Origin of the sequence: Halopenitus salinus (assembly GCF_042662125.1) — an archaeon.
Classification (GTDB): Archaea; Halobacteriota; Halobacteria; order Halobacteriales; family Haloferacaceae; genus Halopenitus; species Halopenitus salinus.
On the sequence record NZ_JBHSXL010000001.1, the window covers coordinates 60,560 to 74,233 of the forward strand.

General features: G+C 65.8%; 11 protein-coding genes. 4 read left to right on the top strand and 7 right to left on the bottom strand.

From position 1 onward, the window contains the following. The first annotated feature begins 1,375 nt into the window (after window positions 1-1,375). From ACFQE9_RS00285 to ACFQE9_RS00295, 3 genes are all read left to right on the top strand, one after another. Window positions 1,376-3,955 (top strand): BGTF surface domain-containing protein, encoded by a 2,580-nt coding sequence (locus tag ACFQE9_RS00285; protein ID WP_379738729.1) that lies wholly within the window; start codon window positions 1,376-1,378, stop codon window positions 3,953-3,955. Window positions 3,956-4,015: 60 nt separating this feature from the next. Then, window positions 4,016-5,005, top strand: coding sequence for an archaeosortase A (artA, locus tag ACFQE9_RS00290; RefSeq protein ID WP_379738732.1), 990 nt, complete (start codon window positions 4,016-4,018; stop codon window positions 5,003-5,005). A gap of 104 nt (window positions 5,006-5,109) precedes the next feature. Further along, the gene (locus ACFQE9_RS00295) at window positions 5,110-6,402 is read left to right on the top strand and encodes an NAD(P)/FAD-dependent oxidoreductase (RefSeq protein ID WP_379738735.1); all 1,293 of its coding nucleotides are present in this window, start codon (window positions 5,110-5,112) and stop codon (window positions 6,400-6,402) included. Between the two features lie 41 nt (window positions 6,403-6,443). On the opposite strand, the gene ACFQE9_RS00300 is transcribed toward ACFQE9_RS00295, so the two are convergent. The 3 genes from ACFQE9_RS00300 to ACFQE9_RS00310 all read right to left on the bottom strand — a co-directional run bounded on the left by ACFQE9_RS00300 (window position 6,444) and on the right by ACFQE9_RS00310 (window position 8,730). Next, complete coding sequence (locus ACFQE9_RS00300; RefSeq protein ID WP_379738739.1) at window positions 6,444-7,544, bottom strand: thiamine pyrophosphate-dependent dehydrogenase E1 component subunit alpha; 1,101 nt, start codon at window positions 7,542-7,544, stop codon at window positions 6,444-6,446. Between the two features lie 194 nt (window positions 7,545-7,738). Continuing rightward, on the bottom strand, window positions 7,739-8,377 hold the full coding sequence (locus ACFQE9_RS00305; RefSeq protein WP_379738742.1) for a J domain-containing protein: 639 nt from the start codon (window positions 8,375-8,377) through the stop codon (window positions 7,739-7,741). Between the two features lie 95 nt (window positions 8,378-8,472). Beyond that, window positions 8,473-8,730: an MTH865 family protein gene (locus ACFQE9_RS00310; RefSeq protein ID WP_379738745.1), complete on the bottom strand. Its 258-nt coding sequence runs from the start codon at window positions 8,728-8,730 to the stop codon at window positions 8,473-8,475. Window positions 8,731-8,975: 245 nt separating this feature from the next. On the opposite strand from ACFQE9_RS00310, the gene ACFQE9_RS00315 reads away from it, so the two are divergent. Further along, a complete protein-coding gene (locus ACFQE9_RS00315; RefSeq protein ID WP_379738748.1) occupies window positions 8,976-9,596 on the top strand; it encodes a halocyanin domain-containing protein in 621 nt (206 codons plus the stop codon). Between the two features lie 151 nt (window positions 9,597-9,747). Here the strand turns inward: ACFQE9_RS00315 and ACFQE9_RS00320 are convergent, their stop codons facing one another. The 4 genes from ACFQE9_RS00320 to ACFQE9_RS00335 all read right to left on the bottom strand — a co-directional run bounded on the left by ACFQE9_RS00320 (window position 9,748) and on the right by ACFQE9_RS00335 (window position 13,654). After that, window positions 9,748-10,806, bottom strand: a complete 1,059-nt coding sequence (locus tag ACFQE9_RS00320; protein WP_379738751.1) for a glycosyltransferase family 4 protein — start codon at window positions 10,804-10,806, stop codon at window positions 9,748-9,750. An 81-nt stretch (window positions 10,807-10,887) separates the two neighbouring features. Next, window positions 10,888-12,612, bottom strand: a complete 1,725-nt coding sequence (locus ACFQE9_RS00325; RefSeq protein ID WP_379738754.1) for a cobyric acid synthase — start codon at window positions 12,610-12,612, stop codon at window positions 10,888-10,890. A 6-nt stretch (window positions 12,613-12,618) separates the two neighbouring features. Beyond that, window positions 12,619-13,356 (bottom strand): cob(I)yrinic acid a,c-diamide adenosyltransferase, encoded by a 738-nt coding sequence (locus ACFQE9_RS00330; protein ID WP_379738757.1) that lies wholly within the window; start codon window positions 13,354-13,356, stop codon window positions 12,619-12,621. Between the two features lie 4 nt (window positions 13,357-13,360). Further along, window positions 13,361-13,654 (bottom strand): DUF7385 family protein, encoded by a 294-nt coding sequence (locus ACFQE9_RS00335; protein ID WP_379738759.1) that lies wholly within the window; start codon window positions 13,652-13,654, stop codon window positions 13,361-13,363. Window positions 13,655-13,674: the final 20 nt, after the last annotated feature.

Genomic DNA, 13,674 nt, shown 5'->3' on the forward strand with positions numbered 1-13,674 from the left:
AAGACGTTTCGCCACGCGGCAGTCGCCTCCGGATCGGGACGAATCACTCCAAACGGAAAGCGAGTACCACGGGAGCGGCGTCGGCGGTCCGTGGGAGCGAGAGAGCGATATGAAAATCCAAAGACGACAGACAAGTTTACGAGATTATATTGTATTTTGACATTCGATCGAATAGTCACGGGTCAATATTGGTAAAAACTGAAGATGAAAACAAATACATTACCATTCTCAGACGACATTGAGTCGAACTCAGTCGGTGATGTGGAATACGTAGTCGCGGAGGGTTCGTAGTCGTGGTCTGCGGACCGTGTGGCCGTATTGCTGCTTCTCTGGTAGAGTTCACAGACATATGAAGAGAGACGAAATTTCAGTTCGATACGCGGTTCGAACCGTCGGCGTGATCGTGCTCGTGGTTATTGCATGTATATCTCCGGGTGGGATTATTGAAAATACAACGGGACAAACGTCTGCCGAAGTTGCAAACTCAGATAGTGTTGGTAACGTTAAGATAAAGGATAGTACAAAACAATCATATGGGCTAACTAAAATAAAATTAGGAAATTCAGACGAGAAGTATGTTCGTGTTTATTATAATATAACAAGTTTAACTGAAGATGGGGTTGATCTCCAAAATTCAACTGTTAAACAGGTTGAAGTGTATAACTTCGATAATTCGAAGGGAGATGTGAAATATACTGGAGAATGGGATATAAATCACGAAGGGGACGACGTACTAAGTTTAGTATTTGAACTTACAGATCCGCCGAATGAATATAGTGATTCAGATGGGTTTGATTTCACATTCAATACGACAGGTATTGATTCGCAACAAGGAAGCCGAAGATCAAATATAACATACGATATTAGTGCGGAGTTTCAGTCAGACCCCTCATATCAGAGTCCAGATCTTAATGGCGAAAACACGGCACCAGATGGTGATTTAGCGAATTCTATTGAAAGTGATGAGTTTGACATTGTTGATAAGCGTATCAAAACAATTGATGCTACTTCTGCACTAGATCGAACAAAATCTGAACAAAAAGTTAACGTCACATTACATCACGGGGAGGATGTCACTCAACAAATATCAATTGCGGTTGATAGTGAATTGGATAACACAGCAGACCAGGACTATAACCTCAGCCCAGCTCAAGATGGTACTAAAACTCATTTTTCGATTGGGGGAGTGAATAGTTCAGCAGACTATATTCTGGATAAGGATGTGGTTGATTTAATACCACAAACAAGACATGAAATATACGCAGCGAGTGGAAAGGATAATTTAAGTCAATCTGTTGATCTGGTAAATGATACACAAATATTACCAACCTCATATGAGATTCAAGGGATAAAACTAAATACAACAATTCCAGGTGTGGAAGATACAGACAAACTGGACATTCAAATAAACGAAACAAACACCGGATCGACTACCTACACCGATACTCTCGAGCTGATCGTCAACGGAAGCGTCGTTGACACGCAGTCGGTGACGGTCGAACCGGACGAGACGGCGGCGGTGACGCTATCCTACGACACGATCGACGAGTCTCCCGGGGAGGACCTCTCGGTCACCGTTCGCGGGGATCACGATTCCGAACACGGGACGGTCGAGATCGTCGAACCGCCGGAAAACCGCGTTCGGCTGGACAACGAGACGGTGAGCTACGAGTCCGGATCCACGGACACGCCGACGATCGCCGGGACCGTGACCAACGAAGGCGGCGCGAACGCGACGGAGACGTACGATCTGGCTCTCGACGTCGCAAACGGGTCGGTCCGGACGAAGCGGTCGGACCGACCGGGACTCGATGCGGGCGAGTCGTCGAGCTTCAGCTTCGATCTGAACGGGGAGAACCTGTCGACCCTCGACGTCGGTACCCACCCGATCACCGTGACCGAGTCGTTCACGGACGACGTCGCGAAGGGCTCTCTTACGATCACGGAGAACGAGTCCGAGGGGGAGATCGTCGAGGACACCGAAACCGAAGAGGAGGGGGACAAGGAGGAGGACTCCGTCACTACCCAGGAGCCCACGGAATCGGGAGACGATACTGAAACCGAGACCGTGACCGACGGGACCGAGGATCTCGACTCCGGTTCGAGTACGGGATCGACCTCCGGTGGCGGAGGATCCACCTCGGGTGGAGGCGGCGGAACGCTCGGAAGCGGCAGCGCGATGGGAGCGGAACCAGTACCCGAACCGAACGAGACGGTCCCGCCTCCGGTTCGCGGATACGTCGGGGATGGCGACGTCGCACTCGCGGAGCCGATCCTCACGGTCGGGCGCGGCGACGTCGCTCCGATCACCGTGAACCGGGACGACGTCGCGGCGGGCGGCGCGTTGCTGATCGGAAACGACTCCGCGATGGAGTACGGGGCGGCGATCCACGTCGAGACCTTCGGCGAGGCGGAGTCGATAACGGTGCTTTTCAACACCTACACGGCGGGAACGACGGCCGGCCCGGTCGTCGAACTCGACGCGGCCTCGCTCGAGGCGGGCGCGTCGATCGGCTTCGATCCGGAACGCGACCAGACGGGACCGATCGGACGGATCGGGACCGGCGAGTATTCGCTCGTCGCCTCGACGGCGCCCCACCCGGAAACCGCGGAGCGGAACCCCGGCGACGTGGGAGTGCTCGTGATCGAACCACGGGGGAACGCCGAAGCCACGACCTGGACCACATCGAGACGGACCGCAAAGGCGATCCGTGAAGCCGACGATCCGGCGGTAGCGATGGCCGCGGGCTCCAGGGACGGGACCGTCACACGCCGCGACCGGATCGCCCACGGGGACGTCGCAATTCTCGAGGTGCGGGCGACCGGCCTCTCCGGGCTGCTGGCGCTCGCCGGACGCGAACGCGGAACGAGAAACGCGACGAAACGCCTCCGAACGGCGACCGACCCGGGCTGGTCCGGAGCGGGAGTGGGAGGGAAGTCCTCCGGTGGGGACGGCTCCCGCGCCGCGGTGGAGCTGGACATCGGGGAAACGCCGACGAGTGCGGGCACACGAGGTGACCGTCGCACCGTCGACATCGAATCGGACGGGGTCTCGGTCGCCACGGCCGGGGATCGCGATCGCGTGTACCTCCTCGTGGACACGGCTCGGTTCGCCTTCGAGGACGGTACGAGCGTCGATCCGACCGACTCGACGACGTTCCGGCTGGACGTCCGTGTCCCCGACGCCCGATCGTCGGGCGAGGAGACGATGGTCGTTCCGGGAACGATCGGCGGGGTCGCCAGACCCGGAGGCAGTTTGGGCCGCGGAAACGAACGGTTCGAGCGACCCGCGGGCGCGATGCGAACGGCCTCGAAGCGGGCCGAGACGGGGATCGGTTCCGGGACCGAATACGGGACGGGAGAAACCTCGACTCCGGCCTTCGCGATCGATCGACGATCCGCGACGACCACGTTCAGCGTCGTCGAGCGGGACGTCGAGTTCCGTGAGGACCCCTACGACGCGGCGCCGACGTCCGACCGGACCTTCGAGGGCGAGACCTCGATCGCGCCCGGGACCCCGATAACCGTCGACGTACGACCGGAGAGCCGAACCGAAGCGACCCTCGAACGGGTGGCTTCGGACGGAGTGGTCGCCGGCGACGGATCCTGGTCTGCCGAGGTCGACCTCTCGACGGGGTCGCCCGGCGATCGCTACCGGGTACACGTGAGACGCGCCGGAATCCGGAAGGAACGAGCGAGCGTACCGGGGACGATCCTCGGCATCGAGCAGGAGACGACGGCCGAACCGATACCCGGAGGATCCGGCTCCGAGGGGTCGCGGGAGCGATCGACGACGACCGATCCGGGCACGACCCCGAACGTGGGAGCCGATCCGACGGGCCCGATCGCCGCCGGAACCGAGGCGGTTCGCGGACGGATCGACCCGGAGATCCTCCTGTCGATGCTCGTGATTCTGCTCTTCTTCGTGGGGATCTACCGCGGGCGAACCATGTGAACGGAGGCGAGCGTCGTCCACAACGACAAACGCTTTACATCGCGCAACCGTGATCCGGACATGATCGGCGTGATCGGCGAGTCGACGCCGCAGACGCTTTCGGTGCTCGCCTCGCTTCCGGACACGTTCACGTTCGCGTGGATCGTGGCGGCGCTTTTCGTCGTCGCCGCGGTACTCGATCGGTACGGACGCGAGGAGGGCCGGTCGCTGGCGGCCGGCACGTGGGTCCTCTTCGGCGCCTTCTGGTTGACGATGGTCCCGTACTTCGCCCTCGAGCACCTCAGTTACGTCGAGAGCGCCCTCTCGCTCGTCGCGGTGCCCGCCTGCGTCTACGCCGGATACCTCCTGTATCGGGGCCGCGAGTCCCTGTTCGTGTTGACCCGGGCGGTGGCGGCGATGTTGATCATCTACCTCCCCTTCGAGACGATCCCCGCCGTGTCCGTCGGCGGAGTCACGATCCCGGAGCCGAAGCGAGTCCTCATCGAGATCGTGGCGTCCCAGACCGCGACGGCGATGTCGCTTCTGGGTTACTCGCCGGCGCTGATCGAGAACTCCCAGGGATACCTCTCGACGTTCCGGTGGGTGTACGGCCCGGAGGAACACGTCGTGCTGGTCTCGGTCGTCCTCGCGTGTACGGGGATCGGCAGCATGGCGATCTTCGCGGGACTCATCGCGGCCGTCGACGCCCCGATCGAACGGAAGATCCGCGGGCTCGCGGTCTCGATCCCGCTCATCTACGTGTTGAACATCGCGCGGACGACGTTCATCACCGTCGTCACGGGCAACCAGTACATGCACTGGCAGCCCGAGCTGGTGTTGGCGATGTTCGGCGCGAGCGATCCCTATCGCGTCTCGTTTCTCGTCTCCGATCGGATAATTAGCCAGCTACTTGCCGTCGTCGCGCTCGTCGCGATCACCTATCTGGTCGCGCGACAGATTCCGGAGCTCGTGGTCGTCTTAGAGGACGTCCTGTACGTGTTGACCGGGGAGGAACACGACCTGCTCGCCGCGTTGGACCTCCCGAGGGAGCCGACGAACCGAACCCGGTGACGGACGAGAACCGGATTCGTGACGTCGAGAACGCTTCGGATCCGATCTCGGCGATCGGATAGCATCCCGCGGACGCTTTTGTGGGTCGACTACGAACCACGTGCATGGACGCGACCGAGAACGGAGACGTCATCGTCATCGGCGCCGGCGTCGCGGGGCTGACCACGGCCGCGCGGCTCGCGGAAGCCGGCGTCGACGTGACGGTGTTCGAACGCGAGGACGCGGTGGGCGGGCGCGTCGAGAGTAGGGACGTCGACGGGTTCACGGTCGACCGCGGGTTCCAGGTGCTCTTCGAGGCGTATCCGGCGCTGCGCGCGGAACTCGACCTGGACGCGCTCGACCTCCGTCCCTTCTCGCCGGGGGCGGTGATCTGTCGCCCAGGGTCGCGATCGACACTCGCGGACCCGTTTCGGGACCCGATCGCGGCGCTCGGATCCGTGTTAGATCCCGAGATCCCGTTTCGCGACAAGCTCCGAACGCTCGCGCTCAGACGGGAGCTGACCGGCCGCTCGGAGTCCGAGTTCTTCGCGGGCACGGACGCGACGATCCGGACGTACCTCCGCGAGCGGGGCTTCTCGAAGCGGTACGTCGACCGGTTCGTCGAGCCGTTCTACGGCGGGATCACCCTCGATCGATCGCTCTCGAGCTCCAAGCACGTCTTCGAGTACACGTTCCGCGCGATGAGCCGCGGTCGGATCGCGGTCCCGGCGGCGGGAATGGGCGCGATTCCGAGCCAGCTGGCGGACCGCGTGTCGGCCGCGGGCGGCGAGATCCGGACCGGGACGGAGGTCGCCCGGATCGACACCATGGCGGACGGCGACGTGGAGGTGATCTGCTCCAACGGGACGGTGGAGACGGCGAGCGCCGCGGTCGTCGCGACGACGCCGCCCGAGTCGCGGCGACTCACGGGCGTCGAATCGATCCCGACCGAAGGGGTCGGATGCATCACGCAGTGGTACACCCTGCCTCCCGGTCGGCGTCTCGAACTCGGACGGCGGATCCTGTTGAACGCCGGGTCGCAGCGTCCGAACGTCGTGGTCCCGATGGGCGAGGTTGCCTCGAGCTACGTGCCGGACGACGGGAGAACCCTGCTGGTGGCGACCTTCGTCGACGACGGCGCGTTCGAACTCGAGGACGAGGCGCTCGCGACGGAGACGCGGGAGGCGCTCGCCTCGTGGTATCCGGAACGATCGGCCGATGGGCTACGGCCGATCGCGACGGACAGGACGCCGTTCGCACAGTTCGCACAACCCCCCGGATTCCGCGAGGGTCTACCCGATCCGGACGATCCGGAGGGTCCCGTCGTGCTCGCCGGGGACTACACGCGGTGGTCCTCGCTGCAGGGGGCGGTCGAAAGCGGAAGGCGGGCGAGCGAACTCGTGGTCCGGCACCTGTAGGAAGGCGATCGGCGCGACGGGCTCGGGGACCGGAACCGGCCTCACTCCTCGTAGCCGAACGCCTCGCGGCCGTGCGTCTCGATCAGCTCCAACAGCTCCTCGCGTTGCCGATCCAGTTCCGCGGGCCGTTCCGCGTAGACGTGATCGAACATCTCGCCGGGATCTGCCTCCAGGTCCGCGCTCGCCTCGACGGCCTCCTTGACGATGGCTTCCGCCTCGGCGGCGACGGTCTCGACGCCCTCGTCGTCGATCCGGCCGGTCTCGCGGAGGAACGTCTCCATGCGGTCGATGGGGTCGATGGATCGCCAGCGTTCGAGCTCCTCGTCGTCGCGATAGACCGTCGGGTCGTCGGCGGTCGTGTGTGCGCCGTAGCGGTACTCCACGAACTCGACGAGCGTCGGGCGGGCGGAGGCGTCCGGATCGCGAGCGCGTTCCGCGACCTCGCGCGTGACGGCGTAGCTCGCGAGCGGGTCCATGCCGTCGACGCGGACTCCCTCGAAGCCGTAGGCGCTCGCCTTCTCGGCGAAGGTGTCTGTCGCGGTCTGGCGCGACCGGGGAACGGAGATCGCCCACCCGTTGTTGTGACAACAGAAGACGACCGGGAGATCGAAGACGCCGGCGACGTTGAGCGCCTCGTGGAAGTCGCCCTCTGAGGTGGCGCCGTCGCCGAAGTGGCAGGCGACGATCCGGTCGTCCCCGCGGTACTCGAAGGCCCACGCGGCGCCGACGGCGTGTGGGAGATGTGCTCCGACGCCGATCTGAAGCGGGTAGACGTTCCCCTCGAGAATGGCCGCCGTGCCGGACTCGTGGCCCATCCAGTAGGGGAGGTACTCGGCGAGGAGGTCCCTGGCGACGATGGAGCCGTGTTCACGGTACTGGTAGCTTATCAGATCGCGGTCCGCGAGCGCGTGCGTCGATCCCACCGCCGACCCCTCCTGGCCGGCACAGGGCGCATAGGTCCCGATCCGACCCTGCCGTTGGAGGCTCACCGCGCGCTCGTCGAAGCGGCGCGTGATCCGCATGTCCCGGTAGATGGAGACGAGACGCTCGTCCGAGAGGTCCGGGATCTCCGCGTCGGGCAACGGTCGACCGTCGGCGTCGAGAACGCGACGCACGTCGGTCTCCGCGAGCGGATCACTCACGATCGCACGCCTCCTCGGTGGATGGTACCGTCCGACTCTGCATACGTCGATGGATCGTCCGCATGCAAAAGGGTGTATCGGTGGTTCGAAGTTCGACGAATCCACAGCCGGGAGTTCGGTCCGGTCCGATCCGATCCGGTCTGGTCCGGTCTGATCCGATCTGGTCCGATCTGGCCTGGTCCGATCCGGTTGGACTACGCCGTGCCACGATCGCGAACGGTCGGGGAGTCGCCGTCCGAACCGCGGTGGTCGCGAACGGTCGCGTAGGCCTCCCGAACCCGGCGGAACGACTCCTCGTCGCCGCCGTGGTCGGGGTGGGCCTCCTTGATCCGGTCGCGGTAGGCGTGTTCGACCGCCTCGTCGTCCGCCGAGCGGGGAAGTCCGAGCTCCTCGAAGGCCGCCGCGATCGGGTCCTCGACCGAGGAAGCGCCGAACGTCGGATCCGAAACCTCGAAGGGAAGCCGCCTGCCGAGCCCGCGTCCCGGCATCTCGTGTTCACAGAGGACCGATCGCGTCCCGGCGTTCTCGAGCCGGAAGTGGAGGTGTGCGTCGAAGGTGATGGCGACCTCCCGCTCCGGAAGGTAGAAGGCGACGGTGGAGCCGGCGATCGAGTAGTCCTCGAGGAAGCGCTCGTCGATCGCCGACAGATACTCGCGGATCTCCACGCGACGCCGGGAATCCCCCGACTCGCCGACCGAGTTCGCGGCGACGGCCTCCGGAAAGAGGCGATCGCCGAGATAGAACGTCGCCACGACGAGAATCGCCGCGGCGAACCCCAGCGTGATCCCGACGAGCAGCCAGACGGGGAGGACCGAGAGGACGTCTACGACCACACGCCACCTTGGACGTGGATCCTCAAGAACCCCTCGTCGGGCCCCCACCAGCCGGTTCGAACACGCACCGGCGGATGACGTGGCTCGGAACTCGCTCAGAGCATGTCGTTCGCCTCGAGCGCCGCCATGACGTCATCGACGAGTTCATCGAGCGACTCGTAGGGGAAGTCCTGTTCGTCGCCGAGCTTCGCCGCGAGCTCCATCGCCGAAAAGCGCACGTCGCCCGCCTCGAAGGTCGTCGACGGCCCGTCCGGCAGCGCCGGCAGCAGGTCCATCTGTGTCTCGACCGGGAACTCGGCGTCCCGAAACGCCTCGGTGAACTGCGCGCGAAGCTCGGATTCGACGTCGGTCATACAGACTCCACCGCCAGACGGACAAAAAGGGTTGTGAAACCCCGTTCGAGGCGACGGCCGGCCGCGGTGATCGGCTCCAGCACCGATCGGAGATCCACCCACCCCGATCGGAGGTCCACCAACACCGATCGGAGATCCGTCCACACCGGTGGAAGTCCGGTCACGGAGGTACCGCACGCGATGTCGTCCCCGTCCATCGAACGCGAACCAAAGTATTCACTACGGGGCATCACCAATCGCCGGGCATGAGCACAGAGGACGTCTCCAGACGGGCGTTTCTTCGGACCGCGGGCGGAACCACCGCGGCGGCGGGCGTCGCTGCCGGGGCGAGCGGGACCGCGGCCGCACAGGAAGCGCCGGTCTGGCCGTCGGCGGTCGAGGGCGCGAACGTCGGGAGCTACACGGACGCCCGCGGGCAGGACGAGGTGACGATCTCGGTTGGTGCCGGCGACGGGTTGGCCTTCGACCCGACGATGGTGTGGATCGACCCCGGAACGACCGTGATCTGGGAGTGGACGGGCAACGGCGGCGACCACAACGTCGAGACGGTCGAGGGACCCGCCGAGTTCGAAAGCCAGATCACGGCCGAGGAGGGGTTCACCTTCGAGTACGAGACGTCCGAGGAGGACGCCGGCATCACCCACTACCAGTGTGGCCCCCACTCGCAGGTCGGCATGCACGGCGGTCTCGCCATCGGCGAGGACATCGAAACCGAGGACACCGGCGGAGACGACGCCGCCACGGGGGTCGTCTTCGTGCCGGAGGCGGCCAAGGCGCTCAGCGTCGCCACGTTCATCGCGATGGTCGCGACGCTCGGGATCGCGTTCTTCTTCATCCGCTACGGCGGGTCGAACCGCGACGAGTAGCGGGATCGTCTCGATCCCCTCGATCGCGCCGACGCGCGGGCGCTCGGATCGCCGTGACGTCTCCTCGATCAGGTCCGGATCGCCGTGACATCTCCTCGATCAGGTCCGGGCGCTAGTGGATCGACATGAACCGAGACGTCCCACATCCCGCTCAAAGCTTGCCGCGTGCATCGAGCAGCGAGCGGTAGCGCTCGAGGTACCGTTCCAGGATCGGCCGGCGGTCGTAGGACTCGAACCGGTCGTCGACGGCGCGTCTCGACATCGAGCCGGCCTCGAGGAACGCGTCGGCGATCTCCTGGGGACTCGTGACGAGACGGGCGCGCTCGCGCGCCTCCGCGATCTCGTGAGCGCTCGAGCCGGCCTGGTACTCGACGAGCCCGACACAACCGCACGCGAGCGCCCACAGGAGGTCGCTCGCGAACGCCTCCCGGGTCGCGGTCTGAACGGCGACGTGAGCACCCTTGAACACCGACACGCGCTCGTCGATCGGCGTCTCGCCGAGGAACGTTACCCGGTCGTCGATCCGGAGGTCCGAGGCGGTCTCCTCGGCGGCGCGCCGTTCCGGTCCGTCCCCGATCACGGCTGCGCGCCACTCGCGGGTTCGAAGCTCGGCGAGCGCGAGCAGGAACGACTCGACGTTCGCGTCGCGATCGAGCCGGCGCGAGTAGACGACGTCGAACCGGTCGTCGACGTCGGCCGACTCCACGAGCCCGAAGTCGATGCTCTCGGGGATGATCGTGGTCGCCTCGGCGTCGGTTCCGTACTCGAGCAGACGGGTTCTGGCGGTCTCGGAGGGAACGACGATTCCGTCGGCGCCGCGGGCGAGAAGCCGGTAGGAGATCGGGGAATCGGCGGGGTGATCGCGCCACCAGTCGACGAGCACCGGAGCGCGGTGGAAAAGCCGCGTCGCCGTCGCGGCGAGGGCGCCGCCCGGCGGGCTGTTGGTCGCGTGGACCACGTCGGGGGAGGCCCGCCGAAGCGCGGCCGGGAGACGGGCCGCGAACCGCGCCGGGTCCGGGTCGGCGACCACCCGCCGGTAGCCGATCCCCTCGTCCTCGAAGGAGTCGTGATCGCCGCCCCACCACTGGGCGCACAGCCAGCGGACCTCGTGACCGCGGTCGGCGAGCTGTCGAGCGATGCGGTGGGTCCGCGACCGCGCCGGCGTCTCGCCGTGATGCGGAGTGAAAAGCGAGACGAACGCGACGCGCATGTCTGAACGCGTCGCCGCCGTCCGTTAAAAATCCACGCGATTCCGAGCAGGACGAGAACGGGTCGCCGCCGGCCCGCCGGCTCACTCGGGAAGGGGAAGGCCCTGGAGGTTGACGTGTTCGCGGAGCAGATCCGCGGCGGCGTCGTACGGGGATCGGGGAGCCGGTTCGCCCCTCGGTCCGGACGGCGCCCGCCCGGACGCCGATCGGACGTTCCGAACGAACGCCGAGCGAGCCGCGCGGTTCTCGAAGAGCCCGTGGAGGTAGGTCCCGAGGACTCCCGCGGAATCACCGACGGAGACGCCGAGCGACGCGCGATCGGGGGAGCCATCGCCACCGGATTCACCGCGGGCGAACGGAAATCGGATCGACCGCTCCCGGTCGACGTCCTCGAGGGATCGGGTCTCGCCCATGTGGATCTCATAGCCCCGCACCGAGCCGTCCGCGCCCGAGAGCGGGCCCGATCCGCGAAGCGTCAGCTCCGTCGAGACGACCCGCTTTCTCTTTGAGAACGTCGTCTCGACCGGAAGCAGACCGAGCCCCTCGACGATCGATTCTCCTTCGGTTCCCTCGATCCCGGCGTTCCGAATCCGTTCACCGAGGATCTGATAGCCGCCACACAGGCCGACGATCGGCCCCTCGAAGGCCGAAAGCGCCGATTCGAATCCCGATCGGCGCAGCGTGAGCAGGTCGTCGACGGTGTTCTTGGTGCCGGGTATCACGACCGCGTCCGCCTCCCGAAGGGACTCACGGAGCCGCGGCGGGGCGCCGTTTCCATCACCGTTCGCCCCGCGATCCGGCACGGGAAGGTACGCGACCCGAACCCCGGGCTCGGCGGCGAGGGGTTCCAGGTCGGTGAAGTTGGAGATCCGGGGCAACCTGGGAACGGCGACCGTGACCGCGCGGTCCGCGGGAACGCCGTCGTCTCCTCCGCGGATCGCGGCCTCGCCGGCCGCCGAATCGGCCGCGGGAAGGTCGACGCTATCCTCGGCCGGCAGCCCCGGGTCCTCGTGTGGGATCACGCCGAGGACCGGGACGCCGGTCCGATCGACGAACGCGTCGATCCCGGACTCGAGGAGCGACGGGTCGCCGCGGAACTTGGTGATGACCGCTCCGGCGACCTGCGCTTCGAGGTCGTCCGGAAGCAGCTCGAGCGTTCCGACGAGGGAGGCGAAGACGCCGCCGCGCTCGATGTCCGCGACGAGGACGACCTCCGCGTCGGCGAACCGCGCCGTCTCGACGTTCGCCAGATCGCGGTCGTGGAGGTTGATCTCCGCGATGGAGCCGGCACCCTCCGCGACCACGACGTCCGCGTCGGCGGACAACCGTCGGTGTGCCGCGATCGCCGCCCCGCGGGCGTCGCTCCAGCGTTCGTCGTAGTACTCGCGGGCGGGGAAGTGGTCGATCGCCTCGCCATCGATCACGAGCTGCGACTCGCCGTTCCCGCGGGGTTTGAGCAGGACGGGATTGTGGTCGGTCGTCGGGGGAACGCGGGCGGCACGCGCCTGGACGTACTGCGAGACGCCTATCTCGCCGAACGCGTCGCGGCCGGTATCGGCGTTTCCGGCATCGCCGGCCGTTCCGGAGCCGGGGGTCCCGGCGTCATCGTGATCGTCAACGTCCGCATGCCCTCCGGCATCGTCAGCGATCGGGACCGCCCGGGCGTTGTTCGACATGTTCTGGGCTTTGAACGGAGCCACCTCGAGCCCGCGGTCGGCGAGCAGCCGACACAGGCCGGCGGCGACCGTGCTCTTTCCGACGTGGCTCGCGGTCCCCGCGACCAGGATCGTCGGCGTGGACTCCGCCATGGCGTCTCAGAACTCGGTCCCCTGACGCGCCCGCTGGCCGGCGTCGATCGGGTGTTTCGACTTTTCGACTCGGGTGATGAGGTCCGCGGCGTCGGCGAGGTATTCGGGTTCCTCGTGGCTTCCCGTCAACACGAGCTCCAGATCGGCGGGCTTGTCCTCGATCAACGCGAGGACGTCGTCCGGATCGAGCAGCCCGCGATCGACCGCGTACAGGATCTCGTCGAGGACGAGCATGTGGACGCCGGCCTCCGGATCGCCGTCGAGGAGGAGGGGCGACGCGAGGTCCGCGTCCCCGGCGGCCTCGATCAGCTCGCCGGCGCGGTCGAGCCCGGCGCGCGCCTTGGCCGCGTGATCGTCGTCGTCCGAACCGTCTCGGAAGCCGTGCCAACCGTAGTGGCCCGTGTTCTCGTAGGTCATTCCCGGAAGCGCGGCGATCGCGTTGTACTCGCCGCGGACCGGCGCGACGGAGTCCGCGCCGCCCTTCATGAACTGCAGGAGGTGGACCCGATAGCCGTGGCCGGCCGCGCGCATCCCCATCCCGAGCGCCGCGGTCGTCTTGCCCTTGCCGTCGCCCCACCAGACCTGGACGAGCCCGAACTCCTCGGGGGCGTCGGCGACGATCTCGCGGTCCTCGGGGGTGATGCCGGCGCCGGGCGTGCCGTGGGTTCGGGCCCGGTCCCGACGGTCACCCTCCTCGCGGGCGGAGCTATCCGGCTCGCCGTCCCCGCCGTCGGAGTCGTCCACGGCTTCACTCCTCGTGGATGAACACGAGTCGTTTGTCCCCCGTCGAGGTGAGACAGAGATCGATCCCCTCGCGGGTCGCGCCGAGCTCCTGCCAGTCGCTGTCGCTGACGAACAGCGTCCGGAAGATGCCGCGGTCGCAGTCGGGGTTCGGACACCCGACCCCGGCGGCGTTCTTGTAGACCGTCGTCCCGCCACCGGAGCTGTGTTTGACCAGCCCGTCGGTGAGCTGTCTGAGGTCCTGGTCGGTGAGTCCGCCGGTGACGTCATCGATGTCGTCGTCGATCGTCTCCTCGCTCATGCCAACGTGTTTCGGGCAGT

What these genes read in the sequence shown, in the direction of transcription:
- artA (WP_379738732.1), top strand. Translation starts at nt 4,016, where the DNA reads ATGATCGGCGTGATCGGCGAGTCGACGCCGCAGACGCTTTCGGTGCTC.
- ACFQE9_RS00295 (WP_379738735.1), top strand. Translation starts at nt 5,110, where the DNA reads ATGGACGCGACCGAGAACGGAGACGTCATCGTCATCGGCGCCGGCGTC.
- ACFQE9_RS00310 (WP_379738745.1), bottom strand. Translation starts at nt 8,730, where the DNA reads ATGACCGACGTCGAATCCGAGCTTCGCGCGCAGTTCACCGAGGCGTTT.
- ACFQE9_RS00315 (WP_379738748.1), top strand. Translation starts at nt 8,976, where the DNA reads ATGAGCACAGAGGACGTCTCCAGACGGGCGTTTCTTCGGACCGCGGGC.
- ACFQE9_RS00320 (WP_379738751.1), bottom strand. Translation starts at nt 10,806, where the DNA reads ATGCGCGTCGCGTTCGTCTCGCTTTTCACTCCGCATCACGGCGAGACG.
- ACFQE9_RS00325 (WP_379738754.1), bottom strand. Translation starts at nt 12,612, where the DNA reads ATGGCGGAGTCCACGCCGACGATCCTGGTCGCGGGGACCGCGAGCCAC.
- ACFQE9_RS00335 (WP_379738759.1), bottom strand. Translation starts at nt 13,654, where the DNA reads ATGAGCGAGGAGACGATCGACGACGACATCGATGACGTCACCGGCGGA.